17 protein-coding genes are annotated in these 21,332 nt (G+C 56.7%); 4 read left to right on the forward strand and 13 right to left on the reverse strand.

All coding sequences use genetic code 11. The features are described 5' to 3' along the window. Positions 1-8 precede the first annotated feature (8 nt). The 8 genes from OVA03_RS15565 to OVA03_RS15600 form a co-directional block, all read right to left on the reverse strand. Positions 9-788, reverse strand: a complete 780-nt coding sequence (locus OVA03_RS15565; protein WP_267525946.1) for a hypothetical protein — start codon at positions 786-788, stop codon at positions 9-11. A 54-nt stretch (positions 789-842) separates the two neighbouring features. Continuing rightward, positions 843-1,121: a hypothetical protein gene (locus tag OVA03_RS15570; protein ID WP_267525947.1), complete on the reverse strand. Its 279-nt coding sequence runs from the start codon at positions 1,119-1,121 to the stop codon at positions 843-845. Between the two features lie 102 nt (positions 1,122-1,223). Continuing rightward, on the reverse strand, positions 1,224-2,642 hold the full coding sequence (locus OVA03_RS15575; protein ID WP_267525948.1) for an NAD(P)(+) transhydrogenase (Re/Si-specific) subunit beta: 1,419 nt from the start codon (positions 2,640-2,642) through the stop codon (positions 1,224-1,226). A 187-nt stretch (positions 2,643-2,829) separates the two neighbouring features. Then, positions 2,830-3,162 (reverse strand): NAD(P) transhydrogenase subunit alpha, encoded by a 333-nt coding sequence (locus OVA03_RS15580; protein WP_267525949.1) that lies wholly within the window; start codon positions 3,160-3,162, stop codon positions 2,830-2,832. Further along, on the reverse strand, positions 3,149-3,544 hold the full coding sequence (locus tag OVA03_RS15585; RefSeq protein WP_267525951.1) for a nuclear transport factor 2 family protein: 396 nt from the start codon (positions 3,542-3,544) through the stop codon (positions 3,149-3,151). Before OVA03_RS15585 ends, OVA03_RS15580 begins: the two co-directional genes overlap by 14 nt. Beyond that, positions 3,541-4,680, reverse strand: coding sequence for a Re/Si-specific NAD(P)(+) transhydrogenase subunit alpha (locus OVA03_RS15590; protein ID WP_267525952.1), 1,140 nt, complete (start codon positions 4,678-4,680; stop codon positions 3,541-3,543). The genes OVA03_RS15585 and OVA03_RS15590 overlap by 4 nt, the downstream gene beginning before the upstream one ends. Before the next feature lie 273 nt (positions 4,681-4,953). Then, the gene (locus OVA03_RS15595) at positions 4,954-5,205 is read right to left on the reverse strand and encodes an aa3-type cytochrome c oxidase subunit IV (protein WP_267525953.1); all 252 of its coding nucleotides are present in this window, start codon (positions 5,203-5,205) and stop codon (positions 4,954-4,956) included. A gap of 81 nt (positions 5,206-5,286) precedes the next feature. Continuing rightward, a complete protein-coding gene (locus tag OVA03_RS15600) occupies positions 5,287-7,089 on the reverse strand; it encodes a M3 family oligoendopeptidase (RefSeq protein WP_267527740.1) in 1,803 nt (600 codons plus the stop codon). 166 nt (positions 7,090-7,255) lie between these two features. On the opposite strand from OVA03_RS15600, the gene OVA03_RS15605 reads away from it, so the two are divergent. The 3 genes from OVA03_RS15605 to OVA03_RS15615 all read left to right on the forward strand — a co-directional run bounded on the left by OVA03_RS15605 (position 7,256) and on the right by OVA03_RS15615 (position 10,420). Continuing rightward, positions 7,256-8,212 (forward strand): hypothetical protein, encoded by a 957-nt coding sequence (locus OVA03_RS15605; RefSeq protein ID WP_267525954.1) that lies wholly within the window; start codon positions 7,256-7,258, stop codon positions 8,210-8,212. A 170-nt stretch (positions 8,213-8,382) separates the two neighbouring features. Further along, positions 8,383-9,870, forward strand: coding sequence for a sigma-54-dependent transcriptional regulator (locus tag OVA03_RS15610; protein WP_267525955.1), 1,488 nt, complete (start codon positions 8,383-8,385; stop codon positions 9,868-9,870). Positions 9,871-10,171: 301 nt separating this feature from the next. Then, on the forward strand, positions 10,172-10,420 hold the full coding sequence (locus tag OVA03_RS15615; RefSeq protein WP_267525956.1) for a hypothetical protein: 249 nt from the start codon (positions 10,172-10,174) through the stop codon (positions 10,418-10,420). An 82-nt stretch (positions 10,421-10,502) separates the two neighbouring features. Here OVA03_RS15615 and OVA03_RS15620 read toward each other — a convergent pair whose 3' ends face one another. The 5 genes from OVA03_RS15620 to OVA03_RS15640 all read right to left on the reverse strand — a co-directional run bounded on the left by OVA03_RS15620 (position 10,503) and on the right by OVA03_RS15640 (position 18,211). Next, positions 10,503-11,090, reverse strand: a complete 588-nt coding sequence (locus OVA03_RS15620; protein ID WP_267525957.1) for a DUF3833 domain-containing protein — start codon at positions 11,088-11,090, stop codon at positions 10,503-10,505. 179 nt (positions 11,091-11,269) lie between these two features. Further along, positions 11,270-13,075 carry a translation elongation factor 4 gene (gene lepA, locus OVA03_RS15625; RefSeq protein WP_267525958.1) on the reverse strand — a complete coding sequence of 602 codons (1,806 nt, stop codon included), beginning with the start codon at positions 13,073-13,075 and terminating at the stop codon, positions 11,270-11,272. Positions 13,076-13,159: 84 nt separating this feature from the next. Continuing rightward, the gene (locus OVA03_RS15630; RefSeq protein WP_267525959.1) at positions 13,160-13,933 is read right to left on the reverse strand and encodes a hypothetical protein; all 774 of its coding nucleotides are present in this window, start codon (positions 13,931-13,933) and stop codon (positions 13,160-13,162) included. Then, positions 13,930-15,822 (reverse strand): Svx/AvrXca family virulence/avirulence protein, encoded by a 1,893-nt coding sequence (locus OVA03_RS15635; protein WP_267525960.1) that lies wholly within the window; start codon positions 15,820-15,822, stop codon positions 13,930-13,932. Before OVA03_RS15635 ends, OVA03_RS15630 begins: the two co-directional genes overlap by 4 nt. A 22-nt stretch (positions 15,823-15,844) precedes the next feature. Then, on the reverse strand, positions 15,845-18,211 hold the full coding sequence (locus tag OVA03_RS15640) for a glycoside hydrolase family 127 protein (RefSeq protein ID WP_267525961.1): 2,367 nt from the start codon (positions 18,209-18,211) through the stop codon (positions 15,845-15,847). 385 nt (positions 18,212-18,596) lie between these two features. Here OVA03_RS15640 and OVA03_RS15645 point away from each other — a divergent pair, with 385 nt between their 5' ends. Continuing rightward, positions 18,597-21,332 carry a TonB-dependent receptor gene (locus OVA03_RS15645; RefSeq protein ID WP_267525962.1) on the forward strand — a complete coding sequence of 912 codons (2,736 nt, stop codon included), beginning with the start codon at positions 18,597-18,599 and terminating at the stop codon, positions 21,330-21,332.

Here is a 21,332-nt window from a genome sequence, read left to right on the forward strand (position 1 = left end):
GAACCCTCCTACGGGACGCGGCTGGCTCTGAGCAGTCTTTTCAGGCTATCGCCGCCAGCATATTCCTGCATACGTGTGTAACATACATGGGTCGACATCGGCTCACTCAGTATGTTCATCTTATATGAGCGCGGAATATCAGCATCGCGCACATGGCTGTCGAACACAGCGATGGCTTCTATCAGCGCCGGATCATCAAAATCGTCAAGAGCTGCTTGATACAGAGGATAGCTGCGGCCATTTTTTAGGTGGACATCATAGACGGCGGTGGCACCCCCGTCGCTACATCTGTGGCCACCAAAACACATTATCCGGCAGCCAACTTCGATACGTTCTATGTCTTTTATATCATAGGTTTGTGGCGATAAATCCCTGAACGGGGCGCTCACCGTAAATCGGTTGCCATAAAGAGCAAAGCCGCCTGAGTGGAAGTTATAAAACAGGGCCGCGGCATAGGTCAGAGTGAATATGACGCCTGATCCGAAAACAACCCGATCCTGAGCTTTGGTTTTTGCCACGTAGCTATGTAAAAACATCAGGCCCAGAAAGACGGTAAACCAGAGGAAGCCCAAGGTTTTAAAGCTATGGGGTGTCCAGCGGTGCCAGAACAGGGGCTGTGTTAAAAGGCTGGCGTAAAACGGCGATGGGTTGTCGCTGACATAGCCGACGAACTTCTGATGAACTCCGCTCACAATGGCGAACAGGATCACCAGGATGACGCCAAGAATAATTCCTAAACCTAGAGGATGACGTTTGACCCAACTGGTTCTGAAATAGTCGTTTTTCATGAATTTACCCCGCCGTGGCTGACGGTAATTCAATACGCTTTGGCGTCAAGGGACTTATTGATTGGACGCCGCCGCCCCGCCACCCCAGATGGACAGGCCCAGCAGAAAGCCGAAATCGTACCAGCGCCCGATATTGGGCACAGCGTACATGCGGATGTCGTCGTTAAACAGGCTGATGACAAAGCTGATGGGGGCGATCAGCCCGTGCCACAGTCCCATCCAGAAGGCCGGTGCGCCCGGTGTGCCTGCGGGTTGATGGGCCATGCAGGCGCTTAAGGCCAAGGCGGTGACGAGCACCGTGCCAAAGGTGATTAGTCGTGTGGTTTTTGTCATGCGCCCCTCCCGTTCGGGTGAGGATAGCGCGGACGGCTCGAAATAAAAAGAGCCAGCGTTGCCGCTGGCTCCCAGTTTCGGGTGCAGGGACTGTGTCCCTGCTTAGAGGGCCTTGACGATGCCTTCGACCATTTTCTTGGCATCGGCAAAGAGCATCATGGTATTGTCGCGGAAGAACAGTTCGTTTTCGACGCCAGCATAGCCTGACGACATGCCGCGTTTGACGAACAGGACGGTGCCGGCTTTTTCGACATCAAGGATCGGCATACCATAGATGGCCGAGGTCTTATCGGTCTTGGCAGCCGGGTTGGTGACGTCGTTAGCCCCGATAACGAAAGCAACATCGGCGGTGGCGAACTCTGAGTTGATGTCCTCAAGCTCGAACACTTCGTCATAGGGGACGTTGGCTTCGGCCAGCAGCACGTTCATGTGGCCGGGCATACGACCTGCGACGGGGTGGATGGCGTATTTGACTTCGACGCCTTCTTCTTTGAGTTTGTCGGCCATTTCGCGCAAGGTGTGCTGAGCTTGGGCGACCGCCATGCCGTAGCCGGGGACGATGATGACCTTTGAGGCATTCTTCATGATGAAGGCGGCGTCATCGGCTGAGCCTTGTTTCACGGGCCGCGTCTCGACCTTACCGCCCGCAGCGGTGTCGGCTGTGGCGCCAAAGCCCCCTAAGATGACCGAGATAAACGACCGGTTCATGGCCTTACACATGATGTAGCTGAGGATAGCCCCCGAAGACCCCACCAGCGCGCCGGTGATGATCAGGGCGATGTTCTCTAACGTGAACCCAAGTGCTGCTGCCGCCCAGCCGGAATAGGAGTTGAGCATGGAGACCACGACCGGCATGTCGGCGCCGCCGATCGGGATGATGAGGGTGATGCCGAGGATTAGCGCCAGGGCAAAGATGACCCAGAACGCCCAGGTCGCCTGACCGGCTGTCGAGATTAAAACCCCGATCAGCACCACAATGCCGAGCCCAAGCGCGATATTGAGCAGGTGGCGGGCGGGCAGGATGATCGGTGCGCCCGACATATTGCCGTTGAGCTTGGCAAAGGCGATGACCGAGCCGGTAAAGGTGATCGCCCCGATGGCGACGCCCAGTGCCAGTTCGATGATCGACTGGATCTTGATGCCGCCAAGACCGTCCGCGATATGGAAGGCTTCGGGGGCATAGAGGGCACCGACGGCGACCAGACAGGCGGCCATGCCGACGAGTGAGTGGAACGCTGCCACAAGCTGCGGCATGGAGGTCATGGAGACCTTCTTGGCGATGGTGGCCCCGGCAAAGCCGCCGATGGCGATGCCGCCGACGATCAGGCCGATGGTGACGGGATCAAGCTCACCGCCGATAAACAGGCCAATCAGGGTCACGCCGACCGCAATGGCCATGCCGATCATGCCGTAGAGATTGCCCTTACGGCTGGTTTCCGGCGACGATAGCCCGCGCAGGGCCAGAATGAACAGAACGCCGGACACCAGATAGGCGAGGGCGGAAATGTCAGAGAAGGTCATTGAACGCCTCCTGTGCGTGTGGAGGGCTGCGTCTCCGCCCCACTCTGTGGGGAGGGGGACCGCGAGCCCGTAAGGGCTGACGCGGTGGAGGGGTAATGGAGAGGGAGGTTGTACCCCTCCGTCAGCGACGCTGCGCGCGCTGCCACCTCCCCATGCGATGGGGAGGAGAAAGGTGCTATGTTTTGCATTAGTGCTTCCCCCCGTCCGCTTTTGCGGGCTTTTCTTTCTTTTTGTACATGGCCAGCATCCGGCGGGTGACCATGAAGCCGCCGAAGATATTGACCGCGGCAAAGGCTGAGGCGATGGCACCAGAGCCTTTGGATATCCATGCGTCTGATCCGGTGGCGGATGCCGCAGCGGCCAGTAAGGCCCCCACGATAATGACTGAGGAAATGGCGTTGGTTACCGCCATCAGCGGCGTGTGCAGGGCGGGGGTGACGCTCCACACCACATAATAGCCCACGAAAATGGCCAGTACGAAAATGGCCAGACGAAAGATGGTTGGATCAACGACTTCCATAGTTTTTCCTCTTAAGCGGGGCGATGGAATAGGCGACGCTGGCCGCACGGATCAGGCCGTCCTGATCATATTCGTGGGTTTCCGTCACCACATGGCTGGATTGGTTGCGGTAGACCAGAGTGTTGTGCGCGACACCCTGACAATTGGCGATGCCTTCAAAATGCAGGTTCGGCACGCGCTCAAGGGCGGCTTTAACATAGTGAAATAAGGCCTCGATACCGTTCAGGACGCCGTCTTCGGACATGTCCATTCGGGTGACGAAGGGCGATGAAAACACAACGTCGTCGGCATAAAGCTCGCAAATGCCCTGCGCATCGCGGTTGTTCCATGCGGCGTAAAAGGCCAGTTCGCGGGCGTGGGGTGTGGAGGCATTAAGGCTCATGAGGGGGCTTTCAAAGAGGGATGGACGATGGCGCCATCCTTGGTGACCAGCGCGGCCTTGAGGATTTCATCCTCAAAATCCGGGGCTAAGGCACCGTCTTTGGTGATCAGAAGGCCCACAAACGCCTGAAGGTTCTTGGCATACAGGGCGGAGGCGTCCGTGGCTATGCTGGTGACGATATTTGTCGGGCCATAGATTTTGACGCCGTTCACATCGACGATCTGATCGGGTACGCAACCTTCGACATTGCCGCCCTGGGGGGCCGCCAGATCAATCAGCACCGAACCGGGCTTCATCGAGGCGACCTGCTCTTTGGTGACCAGAATGGGGGCCGCCCGGCCGGGGATCAGGGCGGTGGTAATCACAATGTCCTGCTTGGCGATATGGGCGGTGACGAGGGCGGCTTGTTTCGCTTTATACTCCGCCGACATTTCCTTGGCGTAGCCACCGGCGGTCTGGGCGTTTTTGAACTCTTCGTCCTCAACGGCGGTAAACTTGGCCCCCAGTGATTCGACCTGTTCCTTGGTGGCCGGGCGCACGTCAGTGGCGGAGACAACCGCGCCTAAACGACGGGCGGTGGCGATGGCTTGCAGACCCGCAACGCCAACCCCCATGATGAAGGTCTTGGCGGGGGCGACCGTACCCGCCGCCGTCATCATCATCGGGAACGCCTTACCGTATATGGCGGCGGCATCAATGACGGCGCGGTAACCGGCCAGATTGGCCTGAGACGACAGCACGTCCATGACCTGCGCGCGGGTGATACGTGGCACAAACTCCATCGCATAGGCCGAAGCCCCCGCCGTGGCCAGCGCGGCGAGGGTTTCTTTCTCGCGGTAGGCATCGAGCAGGGCGATAACCTGCGCGCCGGGTTTCAGCGCGGCGATTTCCACGGCTTCCGGCCCGCGCACCTTAAGCACGATATCGGCGGTTTTTATGGCTTCGGTGGCCGATTTGGCGATGTGCGCGCCTGCGTCCACAAACGCCTGATTGGTGATGGCCGCCCCCAGACCTGCGCCGGTTTCAACCTGCACAACGATGCCCGCAGCGGTCCATTTCTTCACGGTATCGGGGGTGGCGGCCACGCGGGTCTCACCGGTGCGCGTTTCCTTTGGTATGGCGATGGTAATGGCCACGTTCGCTCCCTCTTTTGCTTGTCCGGCGGCAAAGGAAGGTAGTTACATCATGTAAATACTATCAATTGAAACCGGATGTGTCGCTTTGTACAAGTATTGCGTCATTATGAGGAAATAGTCGAGGTGTCAAAGCCTGTTTATTGGTTTTGAGACACCGGTGTCATTTTTAAGTATTAGTCCTACAATTAAAAGCTTTATTGTGCGGCGCACATGAAAACGCCCTGACTTAGCTAAAAGTCAGGGCGTAAAACAGATGATGCGGTGAACGGCCAGTTAATGTTTGGCGTCAGGCTTGGTCTTAAGCATGAACCAGCCGACAACCACCAGCGCCCCGGTCGAAATCACAGCCGGGATAAAGCCCGCGCCCTTAACGGCGAACATGACTGTGATGAACAGGACAAACGCCGCCGTGGCCAGCGAACCCCACTTGGTCATGCCCACGAACAGGTCATATGAATTTTGCTGAGCGTGGACATCCATCTCACCCTTGACGTAATCGTTGTGAGCATCGTGATGATCGGCCATGACAGGTTCCCTGAATAAATCTTATGTCGTTGAGGATATAGCAAACACCGGGTGATCCGGTCAACTGTCACGGTTTCGGGCTCAGTTTAACGCTTCAAACTGGTCGATCAGGCTCTCTAAACGCTGACAGCCCAGTTTCCAGAACGCTTTTTCGCGCGGATTGAGGCCAAACGGCGCTAAGGCCTCAACATAGGTTTTGGTGCCGCCCGCGCTCAAAAGCTGCTCATAGAGCGGGGTGAAGCCTGTCGGATCCTGACGGCGCTTTTCCATCAGGGAGGATACCAGCAAATCCCCAAAGCTATAGGCATAGACATAGAACGGCACATGGACGAAGTGGCTGATATAGGCCCACCAGTATTCATAACCGTCATTCAGCTTGATCGCGGGGCCGAGGGATTCGCCCATGATCTCAAGCCACAGGGCGTTCAGTTGATCGACGCTGACTTCGCCGTCCTTACGGGCCGCGTGGAACCGCTCCTCAAAGCGGTGAAAGGCGATCTGGCGGATGACGGAGTTCAGGCCGTCTTCGATTTTACCGGCCAGCAGGGCTTTTTTCTCATCAGGCGTTGCGCCCGCCACCAGATGCTCGAACACCAGACCTTCGGCAAAGATCGAGGCGGTTTCAGCCAGCGTCAGCGGCGTGTCGGCCAGCGTCGAGCCCAGCGGCGCGGCCATAGTCTGATGGACCGCATGGCCGAGTTCGTGGGCTAAGGTCAAAACTTCGCGCCGGTCGCCGGTGAAGTTGAGCATAACGTAAGGGTGGTGCGATGACGACACCGGATGGGCATAGGCTCCGGACGATTTCCCGGCTCTGGGGGCGGCATCAATCCACGGTTTTTCGAAGAACACGCGGGCGCGGGCCTCGAAATCGCCGCCCATCTGGGCAAAACTTTTGAGGACGACGGATTTGGCCTCATCCCAGCTATATTTTTTCTGGATATCACTGGTGATTGGGGCGTTGCGGTCCCAGAAATCGAGCTGTTTCTTGCCCATCAGCTTGGCTTTCAGGGCATAGTAACGGTGCGACAAGGCAGCATAGGATTCACTGACCGCCTCGGCCATGGCATCGACCGCGTCGGCATCGACTTCGTTGGCGAGGTGGCGAGACGCCGCGGGGGTGGGGTATTTGCGCCAGCGGTCGTCGATCTGCTTTTCAAACGCCAGTGTGTTGAGCGCCAACGCGAGTGTCGGCGCGTTGTCTTTCAGGGCCGCGCTCAGACCATTAGCGGCAGCCTTACGCACCGAGGCCTGCGGGGCCGCAAGCCGCGACAGGGTTTCATTGAGGGTCAGGCTTTCTTTACCAACCTTGGCGCGCAAACGGGCCAGGGTCTCATCAAACAGGCGCGTCCATTGGGTGGTGGCCGGCATCCGTTCCAGCATCAGTTTTTCAAGCTCAGGCGACAATTCGTGGGGCCGACCGGCGCGGATACGACGCAGCCACGGCCGCCATTTGGTGGCACGGTCGGATTTGAGCGCCTGCTCGATTTCCCAGTCTTCAAGCTTATTCAGTTCCAGATTGAGAAACAAAGTGTCGGTCGACATCATGGCGACCTTGGCGCGCAGATCGGCATCAAGCTTTGAAATACGCGCATCGTCGCGGTTGATGGTGGACGCCAGGGTGGCATAGGCCATAGCCCCGCTCAAACTGTCCATCGCCCGCTCATTGAGGGTTGCGGCCTGATCGATTAACGCCCCCAATCGCTCGGCATCATGCCGTCCGGCCAGAAACGCGCCGTTTAGCTTGGCGAGGTCTTTGATCAGGCCCTGCGCTTTATCGAGGTCGGCGGCGATAGCCGGATCCTCCGGGCCGCTGTAGAGATCAGACAGATCCCAGACGGGCAGTTGCGTTTCAGGATCGACGGGCAGGGGGGCATTTGGGGTCATAGTCGCGTTCAACCACAATGCTCCTCAAAAATCGAGCGGGAATCTTTGCGCTCGAATTCCGCTACGGTATGAATTTAAGGGAAAACGCCTGTCATAACCCTTTTATTTTTGCATTATATGAATTCTGACCATACGACTATCGGGATTATATGGGGGGACGACTTTAATGGAATCTGTGACCATTGATCGGCGTTTGTTTTTGCTTGCGGCTGCGGTGTCTGCTGTATCCACTGCCTATCCCAGCCTGGCCCAACAACAGGCCGACAAGAGCTATAAGCCCAAAGTGGACGCCCCGGTCTTTCAAGGTTCGGGAAAGGTCGTCGTCATAGACGAGGCCCACAATAATTTTCATACGGCGACCGGGCGTTATGAGCCCTTTGCGAATCTACTGAGAGCCGATGGTCTCATCGTCAAGCCTGGTGTCGTAAAGTTCGACGAAAATGCTTTGACTGGCATTGATGCTCTGGTTATCGCCAATGCCCTTCCTCCCAGAGATCGATCCAGCGACACCGCCTTCACACTTGAGGAATGCGCAGCACTTGAGGCTTGGGTTCGATCGGGAGGGGCGCTTTGGCTGGTTGCCGACCACGCACCTTTCGGCGCTGCCACCCAAAACCTTGCGAACGTATTTGGGTTTCAAATGGGAGATGGATGGGTTTATGAGCCGACATCGGGCGGCTTAACAACCCAGATAGAATTTGACCGAAAGTCAGGTGCTCTCGGAAATCATCCCATCACAAACGGCTTGAATGCAAAAGAGGCAATCAAGAAAGTCAAAAGCTTCTCAGGCCAGTCATTAACCTTGCCTCCCGGAGGGGTTGCCTTGTTGTCTCTCGGAGCCGGCGCTCGTGAAGCCAGATCAAATAAGGATCTGAGCGACGCAGAAATGGCCTTCAAGAAGAGGCAGGCCCCTATGGATGCCGCCGTTGCAGGTCGCGTACAGGGCTTTGCGCTTGAGCACGGTGCCGGGCGCCTTGTCGTTCTCGGGGAGGCCGCAATGATAACCGCTCAACGTGTGAATTTTGGTAATGGGCAGTCTCAAACGGTTGGTATGGGATTACGAAGCATCGACAATGAACAATTCGCCTTGAATATCAGCCGTTGGTTGTTGAGGGCATTATAAAACGCTCAAACTGAGTACGTAAATATTGGACAAAATCCCACCCATCCGTACTGAAACGATACATTAACCACATGTCTTGACGTGATTTTCACCTGATGGGCGTAAACCTGTCTCAAAATAATCCGGTTAGGCGGAAATGTCCGCGCCGAAAATCAGATGATGGGTGTTACATGGCTAAGACGATACTGATCTGCGATGACGATCCGACGCAGCGTCGCCTGATTCAGGCCGTTCTGGAACGCGAAGGGTTTGGGGTGGTGCATGCCGAAAACGGCGCGCAGGCCTATGATCGCCTCTCGGGCGGGCAGACCATTGATGCGGTCATTCTGGATCTGGTCATGCCGGGACAATCGGGCATCGACACCTTAAAAGACATTCGCGCGGCCGGTATCAAAACGCCGGTGGTGGTGCTGACCGCCTCGGGCGGGATCGACACGGTCGTTAAGGCCATGCAGGCCGGGGCGCAGGATTTTTTCATTAAGCCCGCGTCGCCGGAACGCATCGTCGTCAGCGTCCGTAACGCGCTGCAAATGGGCGATATGGTCGCCGAAGTGCAGCGCCTGAAAAAACACACCACGGGTCGTACGTCGTTTGATGATCTGGTGGGGGCGTCTCAGGCCATGCTGATGGTCCGCCGTCTGGGCGAACGGGCCGCCAAGTCGAACATTCCGGTGCTGATCCTGGGCGAAAGCGGGGTGGGGAAGGAACTGATCGCGCGCGCCATTCAGGGCTCATCGGAGCGGGCGGGTAAGCCGTTTGTGGCCGTCAACTGCGGGGCCCTGCCGGAAAATTTGGTGGAATCTATCCTGTTCGGCCACGAAAAAGGCTCGTTCACCGGCGCGTCGGATAAGCATCTGGGCAAGTTTCAGGAAGCCAATGGCGGGACTTTGTTCCTTGATGAAATCGGGGAACTACCGCTCGATATGCAGGTCAAACTGCTGCGCGCGCTGCAGGAAGGCGAGATCGATCCGGTCGGCTCCAAGCGCCCGGTCAAGGTCGATGTCCGCATCATTTCCGCCACCAACCGCAATTTGCAGGATCAGGTCAAGGCCGGTGCCTTCCGCGAAGACCTGTTTTACCGCCTGAACGTCTTTCCGGTCGATGCGCCGTCTTTGCGCGAACGCCGCGAAGATATTCCGGCGCTGGTGGAACATTTCATCCGCCGCTTCAATATCGAAGAGGGCAAACGCGTCACGGGTGTGTCGCCCGAAGCCCTGCACATGCTGACCCAGTATGATTGGCCCGGCAATGTCCGTCAGTTGGAAAACACCATCTACCGCGCCATAGTGCTGTCGGATACGCCGCATCTGCAAGCGTTCGATTTCCCGGCCATCAGTGGCCAGAGCGCGCCCATGCCGGCCCCGGCCAGCTACGCTACGGCGTCTGAGGCGGCACCTACACCGACCTTACCGCAGGTGATTGTTGAGCATCAGGCGGCCTTTAATGAACTGCATCAGGACGCGCCGGTGCGTATTCTGGACGATAAGGGCCATCTGCGTAAGCTTGAGGAAATCGAGCGCGATCTGATCGAACATGCCATCGGCGTCTATGCCGGTCATATGTCCGAAGTCGCCCGCCGCTTAGGCATTGGCCGTTCAACGCTGTATCGCAAGGTGCGCGACTGCGGCCTTGAGGGCATGGTTAAGGACGCGAGCTAGGCTCGTAAGAAAGTCCCTATCCCTTGATGCGTTGCTCGTACGCTTCGCTGTTTGAGGGCGAGCTAAGTGTTCTTTTCATGTTGGCAAGTGCATATAGCTGCCATGAACAGAAAGTAGCCTTATTTTTTACACTGTGTATTGAATTTTCAGGGCGTTTTTGAGTTTGCTCCCACGATAATCTATGGGCTTCTGTATTTAAATGCGGCCTTACAAGGCTCTTTTTTGCGGCGATCACGGAGAATTTACTTAACGAAAAATCCCAGGTTGTGTATTGGCGATTATACAATCTGGAGATGTTTTCATGGTAGAGAAAGCTACTGAAATGGAAATGGGGGCGGGATCATTCTCGGTTATCACTGTGATTGATCACGTAAGACGCAATGGAGCGGGAACAGATGTGAGTGACAGATTGTTCGTCGTAGCAAATGTTCTGGAAACCCATAATATTCAAAAAGCCAAAAGAGTTGCAGAATGGATAAATCAAAAGGGAAATGATTTACAGTCTAACTTTTACGTGGCTGTTTTTGATAAATTAGGGAATATTGTTTAGAGAAATTTTACTTTAAAAGTTTCGAATATTACTCATATTGCTTCTTTTATAAATAAAAAAACTAAACAATTTAATTTATATTTTATTTGTTTGCCGCAAACGCTTTCCCAAGCTCATCTGCGACGGGGCGATCCGCATCGGGCTTAATGAAGCTCAAGGTCGCGCGACCGACATGGATGCCGAATTTAGAGACATCGGCGCGGTTGATGGCCACGCCATCGGCCACCAGATGCGACCAGTCATCGAACCTCAGTTTGATCGTCTTGCCCTTATAGGGCACGTTCAGGTCATACTGGATGCGGATAGCATTGCCGCGATTGGTGATCTTGGCCACCCCTTCGACATCGCCGGCACGGCCTTCATAAAGCCCGTCGCTGAGTTTAGTAAATGTCCATGTGCGGCGCTGACGCTCACCGTCGCTCCATAGAAACTGCTCATCCAGCGTCAAGCCGCTGTTGGTCTTGGTGCCGTAGGTCACGACCGTAAAAGTGCGCATGACCTTGGATGAGCGATCCTCAAACGTCCCGTAGGCCAGGGTCTTGCCCGCGAAATAGTCTTCCAGAATAAACTTCGGTTCGGCTTGCGAATTGGTGGCCATATCCAGTGACGCGCAGGCCGATAAGGCCAGCGTGCTGACGGCGGCGATGAGGGCGGCAGGGCGAATGAACATGGCATGGGCTCCGGTTGTGAAAACTTACGCTTTCTACGAACGGCGGCCGGTTTTGGACTGCCTCCTCCTCCCTACGAAGTGGGGAGGTGCCGAGCTTGTCGAGGCGGAGGGGTATCTATCCCCTTTGTACCCCTCCACCGCTTCGCGGTTCCCCTCCCCATGAAATGGGGAGGAGGGGGTCAATCATTATCCATCTTGAGCGCGGCAATAAAGGCTTCCTGCGGGATTTCGACCTTGCCGAATTGCCGCATCTTCTTCTTGCCTTCCTTCTGCTTTTCCAGAAGCTTTTTCTTACGGGTCGCATCACCACCATAACACTTGGCGGTCACGTCCTTGCGCAGAGCGCGGACGGTTTCGCGGGCGATGATGCGCCCGCCGATGGCGGCTTGAATCGGAATAACGAACAGGTGCTGCGGGATCAGGTCTTTCATCTTTTCGCACATGCCGCGCCCACGCATTTCAGCGCGGTCTTTGTGGACCAGCATCGACAGAGCATCGACCGGCTCGGCATTCACCAGGATCGACATTTTGACCAGGTCACCTTCGCGGTATTCCTCGATCGTATAGTCGAACGACGCATAGCCCTTGGAGATCGACTTCAGGCGGTCATAGAAATCGAACACGACCTCATTGAGCGGCAGATTATAGACGATCATGGCGCGCGTGCCGACGTAGGACAGGTCAAGCTGCACCCCGCGGCGATCCTGACACAGCTTGATGACCGCGCCCAGATAATCGTCGGGCGTAAAGATGGTCGCCTTGATCCACGGTTCTTCGATATGGTCGATCTTGACCACGTCCGGCATGTCGGCGGGGTTATGCAGATCAATGACATCGCCATTGTTCATATAGATCTTATAGACCACCGACGGGGCGGTGGCGATCAGATCAAGATTGAACTCACGCGACAGACGTTCCTGAATGATTTCAAGGTGCAGCAGGCCTAAGAACCCGCAGCGGAACCCGAACCCAAGCGCGGCTGAGGTTTCCATCTCATAGGAGAAACTGGCGTCATTCAGGCGCAGGCGGCCCATGGCGGCGCGCAGATCCTCAAAATCGGCCGCATCGACCGGGAAGATGCCGCAGAACACCACCGGCTGGACTTCCTTAAAGCCAGTCATGGCTTGGGCGGTCGGTTTTTTCTCGTCGGTGATGGTGTCACCCACCGCCGCGTCAGACACTTCCTTGATCTGGGCGGTAAAGAAGCCGATTTCGCCGGGGCCCAGCGCCTCAACGTCGGTCGCCTTGGGCTGAAATACCCCCAGCTTGTCGATCTTATAGGTTGCACCGGCGTTCATCAGCTTGACCTGCTGGCCGGGCTTCATCACGCCGTCAAACACCCGCACCAGAACGATCACGCCCAGATAAGCGTCGTACCAGGCATCAACCAGCAGCGCCTTAAGCGGGGCGGTCACATCGCCTTTGGGCGGCGGCAGCTTGGCGCAGATGGCCTCCAGCACGTCCTCAATCCCGATGCCGGACTTGGCTGAACACAGCACGGCTTCACTGGCGTCGATGCCGATCACGTCTTCGATCTGGGCGCGGATACGCTCAGGCTCAGCCGCCGGCAGATCGACCTTGTTCAGAACCGGCACGATTTCGTGGTTGTTATCAATCGCCTGATAGACGTTGGCCAGGGTTTGCGCCTCGACGCCCTGTGACGCATCGACCACCAGGATCGAGCCTTCGCACGCGGCCAGTGAGCGCGACACTTCGTAGGCAAAGTCAACGTGGCCCGGCGTATCCATCAGGTTGAGGATATAGGATTTGCCATCCTTGGCCTTATAGTTCAGCCGCACGGTCTGCGCCTTAATGGTGATCCCGCGCTCGCGCTCGATGTCCATATTGTCGAGCACCTGCTCCTTCATTTCCCGCGCGGTCAGGCCGCCGGTGAACTGGATCAGACGATCAGACAGGGTCGATTTCCCGTGGTCGATGTGGGCCACGATGGAAAAGTTACGGATCAGGGATAAATCAGTGCTCATACGCGCCGCGATAGCATGTGGCACAAGCGAAGGGAAGGGGGCAGGCAGGGGCACGGCCCCTGCACCCGGATGATAATCGTGGGCTTAATAGCTCTCCCCGATGATCTGGCCGTAGTTGACGATCTTCACGGCGTGGTCGTTTTTGCGGACGGCATTACCGGCACCGCCGCCGGATCGGCTTAAGGACTGTCCGGCCATGCCGGCATTGCCGCCGTTACCGCCCGGATTGCCCTTGGAGCCGCCCGCACCGCCCCCGGCTATGGTGCCGATGCGGCCCTTGTTGCCGACAGCCGTTGTCTGATCATCAGGATTGGACGCTGAACCCGCCTCACCTTCGCGACCGTTTGGGAAACCACCGCCGCCACCTGATCCGCCAACACCGCCGCCATTGGCACCGGCACCGCCGCCACCTCCGGCCTTGAGCGAGCCTTTGCCGGTGACAATGATGTGGATTGGCGCGCGCGCAAAGATGGCATCGCCGCCGCGTCCGCCATCAGAAGCGCCCGGAATGTCGCCGCCATTGCCGCCGTCTCCGCCGCCGCCGTAGACATTGCCGTCAACGATCAGCCACAGTTGGGCGTCTTTTGGCCATTCGCCGGTGTCGATGCCGTGACCGCCGCCCGATGCGCCCAAGATATTGGTCTTGGCGGGCACCACAAAGGCAAAGCTGGCCGGACTTTGGCCGGTGTAGCCCGCCTTGTCGGCCAGAGTGCGCAGATTGGTGCGGCGGTTAGATAAGTCCGTGATCTGAATGACCTTGGTGTTGTCATCAGGCATGGCGGGTGCTGTTTGCCCCCACGCGATGGCGGGCAGGAGCGCTGATGCGGCCCCCGCCATGAAAAACCTGCGCCGGATCATGGTCGCCACACATAGTTAGGTTTCGCGGTGACACCGGCAGGTATAGCCGTAAGCTCCAACCCCTGTTTAGGGTCGGTCTGAGAATTTTGATCAACCATGCCGGTATAAACCCCTTTCGACAGTTTCGGCCCGCCGCGGACCTCGGCATCGCCGTAAATCTGCGCGGTGCCGGATAGCTCCGTCCCCGGTTCAAACTCACCAATGCCCATGAAGGTGGTCTTGACCACCGCATTGTCTTTGACGACGACGCTCTTGGAAATAACGCTCATGCCGCCGATAACCGCATTGCCGGAGATGTCGCCGCCGGTGACGATGGCATGGTCTTCGATGCGGGCATTGCCGGATACCTTGCCGCCCAGCACGCGGGCATAGGGCCCAACATAGGCGCTTGAGGCGACATTGGCGGCACTTGCCACCCAGCCGCCGCCATTGGCATGACGGTGACCGCTGGCGGTCGGGGTGGGGGCACCCGCCTGAAAGCCTTCGGGTTTGGCGCCGTCCAACTGCACCATCCACGGGTAGCGGTAGAGCGAGTAGTAGGCCTGATCCCACGCGATTTTCTGGTGCACCTTGGGCGTGCCGACCACGACCATATAGAGCGCCTTATCATCGGCCTTGACGGGGAAGACCATATCGCCGTCCGCGCCATCGACGGCAGGGCTGATGCGTGATTTGCCGTCCGCACCAATCGCCACCACGCCCCAACGCCAGTCGGAATTGGCATACGCGACCGTGGCCGGTTCATTATTCAGGCCGGGCAGGGGTGAGGACGTCTTATCCTGCACCACGCCTCGGAAGGTGACGGTGACGCGGGTCGCCCCGGCATCGGGATAAAGCCTGACCAGATTATAGCCCCAGCGCTGCGGCGCCCATAATTCTGGTACTGAGAAGCGGCCCTTGGCCAGATCGATCGGATCAAGCTGGGTGACCCTCAGCGCACGTTGACCGTCACGGCTATCGTAGGAGCCATAGGAGTTTCGGTAAACCGCGCCCTGATCGCTGCCATCGGGATTGATATAGTCCCAGTTGACATTGCTCAGCGCCCAGTTGCCAAAGACGGTGTTCAACTCATCAATCGTCCATTTTTGATTACGCATCAGGATCGCAAAAACGTCTTCCTCAAGGTAACCCGGCTGGCCCGTATCAATAGCACCGGTCCAGATATTATTGACGGCCTCATAGCCATGTTCGTTTTTCAGGTACTCCAGGAACTGCCAGTTGCAGTACCGGTCACGGGTCGAGCCGTAATAGAGATGCGGGAAGTTGACCAGCATTTCCGAGCAATGGACGTTGGAACGAAACTCCGGCAGTTGATGGGTGATCCAGTTGGCGTGGCTTTCCCACAACCACCCAACATAGGGCGAATCGCGCAGGCCCCGCGTCGAGCCTTGCAGGCCGTGGGCAAATTCGTGGGCAAGACCCCAGTTGTCTTTCAGTGACAACGGATGAATCCACATGCCCATGTCGCGGTCGCCGGTCGGGCCGCCCGATAGCGCAAACGACGGATCCAGGTTGATATTGGCCTTGCCTTTGGTGGCGGTGTCGCAATAGGGCGTCGGAAATTTGATCGGGCCCATATAGGCGGTCCAGATTTGCTCCAGCTTTTGACCGGCGGCCACCGCATCATTCATATTGACCGCATCGCCCTTCCAGCGGAAGGCATAGTGCGCGGTCTCGTATCTGACGGCAGCTTCTTCAGGGGTGCCGGAGACAACCTTATAGTCGCCCGAAACGCAGCCGCTGGCATCAACCGGCGGGGTAGTGGGTGGAGTTGCAGGCGGGGTTTGGGCCGAGGCTGATCCGCCCCCGCCGCCACAGGCCGACAGGGTAAGAGACAGTGACAGACAAAGCGCAATCGCTGAGGCGCTGTGGTGCAGGGCGCGGATCATGTTCGGAGTCCTGATGGATTAATTATTTCGCTGTAAACAAAAGCATACCAAATACCATGCCGGTCGATCGCCCGCCGGACGGTTGCAGGCGGATCAGTACCTGCGACTTGCCCTTGGTGAAATGCTCCGGCACGGGATACTGCTCATCGAAGAACTCACCGGGTTTCGGGGCCGTCGCGTGAGTGACGGTGGTCAGCTTTTCACCGTCGATCAGGATGTCGTACTGGCGGCGGTCATCGCCCCAGTAGCTGGCCTGAAGGATCAGCGGCGCATCGGGGCGCACCTTCATGGTGAACTGTATGAAGCCGCCTTGACGGGCATCGCGGCCATAGCGACCACGATAGCTGCCCGGCCAGGACACTTCGGATTCGAGATTATGGTCACGTTCGGGCTGCATTTCACCGAGGTGCATGACATCGACCGAGCGGGCCGCGAGGTCTTTCAGGCGGGCTTGCTCGGCCAGAAACGCGGCTTCTTCGATTTTCCATTGGGCTTCGTCGAAGTTCTTGAAATAGACAGCGCTGCGGCGCTCATACTGGCTGTAGAACGGCACGAGGGTAAGCTCGCCCGAACGACCGGAGCCTTGAGTACGGAAGTGGGCTTTTTCAATCGCCACCGGCTTGATGGTCGCGATCAGGTCGTTGGCCACCAATGCCGGTTCGGTGCCCTTGAACTCGGTTTCCACCGGCCCCAGATCACCGGCCAGAACCAGCGGGCCGTACAGGATGGCGCCGACCTTGGCGTCGTCGGTGGTGGCCTCGAACCGCAGATCAAGCGGCAGGGTGAGGGTGGCCGAATCGCCCGCCGCCCAGACGCGGTCGATGACCAGATAGCCGCCCTCGCGGGTGGCCTTGGCGGGCTTGCCATTAACAGATACGTCAGCCGACTTGGCCCAACCCGGCACGCGCAGGGCCAGCTTGAACCGCGTCGGTCGGCGGATCGAGGTCACGGTTAGTTTTGACGCACCGTCATAAGGATAGCGGGTATCGAGCGTTATCTGCGCGTTCTTCGCGGCCCATTTGGCGGTCGCTGGGATGTAGAGGTTGACGAACAGGGCGTCTCCACCTTCCCAGAAAATCGACTCGCCGTGTTTGGCGTGGCTTTCCATGCCGCTGCCGTGGCAGCAGGTCCAGTTATCGAATGGGCTGGAGAAACCGCGCTCGGCCCCGGTAAACAGCGGCATCATATAGCTGAACATGCCGGTTTTTGGGTTCTGCTGGGCCAGGACGTGGTTTAAATGGGCGCGCTCGAAATAGTCGAAATAGCTTGAATCCGTGTTCCAGCTATAGAGGCTGCGCGTCAGCTTGAGCATATTATAGGTGTTACAATGCTCGCACGTCGCTTCGGTAATGTGCTTTGAGATGGTGTCGGGCGCGAAGAAATACTCGCGGTCGGCATTGCCGCCGATGACATAGGAATGGTGCTTGGTGACGCGCTCCCAAAAGAACGAGGTCGCCTTATGGTGCTCAGGCTTGCCGGTGATTTCATAGAGCGTGGCTTCGGCCAGCAGCTTCGGCACCTGAGTATTGGCGTGGTTGCCGCCGAGCTTATCCTCACCGGCCATCAGCGGGTCGATGATGCGCTTATGGTGCATACGGTTGGCCAGAGCCAGCCAGCGCGGGTTATTGGTGCGGCGGTGAAGCTCGGCAAAGCTGTCGTTCAGCCCGCCAAATTCGCAGTCGAGCACCTTTTGCACCTGCTCATCGTTCAGGGCAGCAAAGACCTTATCGATATAGACGCCCAGCTTTTCGCCGACATAGAGGCCCTTATTGATGCCGCAAAAGGTCTGCGCATCGAACAGGCCGCCGTACAGCTTATGCCAGTTATAGAGCGGCACCCAGCAGCCGTTGAGGTCAAATCCGGCTGAGCGGATATCACCGGCCATAATTTCCGGAAAGATTTCCTTGCCGTCAACGACGCTGCCGTCCTTACGCTTACGGGTAAAGCCGGCGACATAGCCGTCGCCCTGCATCCCCTGAATCAGCGCCAGTTCATCAATGATGTAGGCCGCGCGGGTCTTAAACTCAGCATTGCCGGTCGAGGCGTACATCAAGGAGATGGCCGACAGATAATGCCCCAGACTGTGACCGGCGATGGTGTCGCGCTCCCACCCGCCGTAGATTTCGGCTTTCGGTGTCAGGCCCGCACCCTTGCGATAGTTATGTAGCAGACTGTCGGCATTGACCGTCAGCAGGTACTTTTCATTGACATCGACGGCGGTTTTGAAGTCCGATGCCAAAAGCCGCACGTCCGACAGCGGCAATGACTTTGCCTTTTGTGGTAGTAATTTCGAAGCGGTCTGCGCCATGGCGGGCAGGGCGGACAGGGCGGTCAAACCGGCGGCTCCGCACAGCAGGCGGCGGCGGGAGGTGAGGGCAAATGAGGGCATGTGGGTCTCCAATATTGCGTCAAGTTGTATACAATATACAGATATATGCAAGGCTTTACGCAGACAAATAGGTAGAGGTTTGCCTACATTTTGCCGAAATCCAGACTACGGGCTGGTCGTGGCTATAGTGGCGGCCATTTTCGTATTTTGTATATCTTATCCCTTATGGGGCGGCTCTATGTGGAAAATACACAGCTATAACAGGTGGTTGTTGGTTTGCGGCGCAGCATATCACAGGTGAAAATGGCGTGACAAAACCGCAACACTATTTGTCCGGTTAATAAAATCGTCACGAAAACGCCGGTATATCGTATAAAATATTTTGACGTTCTCGTTTTTTCATGGCCTTTTACCCTTCAGGCGACATTCGCTTAAAGGGAAAATTATGATGCACACGAACAGAAGCGCCAGGCGGTGGGTACTGGCGGCCACTGGGTTGATTGCCGCAGTTATCAGCGCGCCCGCGATTGCTCAAGAAGTTACACCTACGACCGGCGCTGCCGCCGACGCGGCGGCGACCGAGGAACTCGAAACCGTCGTTGTTAAAGGCCTGCGCAAGAGCCTTCAGTCCGCCGTCAACAAAAAGCGCCGCGCCGCGCAAATCGTTGACGCCATCGACGCCGAAGACGTGGGTAAGCTGCCTGATAACAACGTGACCGAAGCGATCGCGCGCATCACGGGCGTGCAGATTACGCGTGAGCGTGGCGAAGGCGGCAGCGTTGCCATTCGCGGCATGACGGACATTCAAACGACGGTTAACGGAAATTCCACCAATACCGGCACGGGACGTAGCGCATCTTTGAACGATATCCCGGCTGAATTGCTCAAGTCAGTTCAGGTCTACAAAACGCGAAGCGCTGATCAGGTCGAAGGCGGTATCGCCGGGACCGTGAACGTAGATCTGCGTCGTCCGCTGGACCTGCCCATGGGCTTAACGGCCGCAGGCAGTGTTCGCCGCGTTTACAGCAATGTCGGCGATACCGAAAGCCCTTACTACAGTGCCTTGGTGGCGAACCGTTGGTTGACCGATGCGGGCGAATTAGGCTTCCTGCTCAATCTTTCGTACCAGAAGAACAACTACGGTGAGCAGTACATCGAAAGCGAAACCCCTCGCCCGTTCTGGGGGGACCAGCTAGCCAGTCTTCCGGCTGATCAGAAGGGTGTCGTTGGTGTTTACAAGGCCCGTTACGGCGTTGAGCGTGGCTATGTTGAGCGCCCGTCATATAACGCGGCCTTGCAGTGGAAGGTGAATGACCAGTTGAGCTTCCTGCTGGAAGCTTCTGGTTTTGATGCTGAAGAACATCGTCAGATGGACGTTCTAGAAGCCCGCCTTAAGGATTCCAATGCGGTTCTTTCTGATGTTGTGCTTATGCCTGACGGGCGTACGCTTAAGTCGGCGACCTTTACCGGCACAAACTTGCCGATTGGCCCGTGGGCTAATGACTCGGCGATTGATACAAAAAATACGCGTATCAATTTTGAAACCCGTTGGACCAATGGCCGCTTGACCTTTGATGCCAGCGTCTATCGTGATGAAAACCGCCTTGATCTGGAATGGTATAGACAGACTATTCGCTTCAACAATGCCACATCCTTCAAGATAGATATGGACTCCCCTAAGTCGGTGGATAGTGCGCCTTATGTCGAATATGTCGGCATTGGTCTCGACAATGTTGATAACTATTATCTTCGCGAAATCGAAAACGGCAAAAGCTTTGAAGAAAGCGAAGAAATCGTCTGGCAAGCGAATGTCAACTATCGCATAAGTGAGGATAAGTTCTTCCGTGCTGTGCAGTTTGGTGCGCGCTACAGTGATCGTGACGCTGCTCGCGCCTATGGTTACAGATACGCGGGCTTCGAGGGGGCTAAGGCCGTTAAGCTTCTCGATTTCCCTGGTTCTGAAAATTACGATGCTGTTTCCATTGAGGTTCCCGGCTTCGATTCTCCGACATGGTATCGCTTAAATCTCAACAGCATCATCAGCAATTTTGATGCTATCCGAACCTATGCTTCCGATCCAACCAAATGGTCTTATTCCGGTGGCTCCGGCGGTTGGGGAGATAAGGTCGTTACGACTGAAAATGGCTTCAGCTCGTTTATATCGACTGAGCAGGTGACATCGCTTTACGGTCGCCTTGACTACGGATTTAATCTGGGTCAATTCCCCGTTGATGGTAATGCCGGTGTTCGTGTCGCCCGTACTGAAGGGGCGAGTACAACCCGGGCTAACCCAACCGCTGATCCGGTAACGGCACCTATCGAGTATATGGATGTATTGCCCAGTGCAAGTGCCGCTATTCACTTCACACCGAAGCTGCAACTTCGTCTTGCCTACACTGAAAACATTCAGCGTCCCGGATTTGGTGAGGCTACGTCATGGGCATCACTGAGCGATGGCTGCCGGTGTGGTTGGGGTGGTAACCCTGATTTGCAGCCTAACCGTGAAACCAGCTATGATGCGTCACTTGAATATTACTTCGGCCGTGGCGGGATTGTATCGTTCGCGACTTATCTGAAAGAGCCGGACGGCTTTATCACATGGGTACGTGAAACCGGGCCTGACGGTCTGGGGGTTGAGGTTCCGGGATACTCCGGCCTTTGGATACTTGATCGCCCTGTCAATGCGGGCCCCGGTAAGTTCCAGGGATATGAATTCGCGGCTCAAGGTTTCTTTGAATTCCTGCCGGATTTCTGGTCAAATTTTGGCGCTCAATTTAATGCCACCTATAACCAGAAGGCTGAAATCAAGTATCCATACCTTGATGATAATGGTCTGGGCGACTACAATGCGGTGGGTAACTCTAAGTATACCTATAACCTGTCTCTATATTACGATACGCCTCAGTTGAGTGCTCGGGTGGCTTATAACTATCGTGATCGTTATCGTGACAGCGCTGTGCTTGATTACGATCAAGGGGCTTACTCACTCTATGTTGAGCCAACCTCTCGTCTGGATGCTTCGCTTAACTGGACACCAATTAAGCAGCTTACGCTTAGCGTCGAGGGCACAAACCTGCTCGAAGACAACACCAAGCGCTATTGGGGCGAGGACAACAAATCTCCGATGGGGTTGCGGGTTCAGGCGCGCTCCATTCAGGTTAGTGCGCGTTTCCGCTACTAA

The sequence above is a fragment of the Asticcacaulis sp. SL142 genome (assembly GCF_026625745.1).
Lineage (GTDB): Bacteria > Pseudomonadota > Alphaproteobacteria > Caulobacterales > Caulobacteraceae > Asticcacaulis.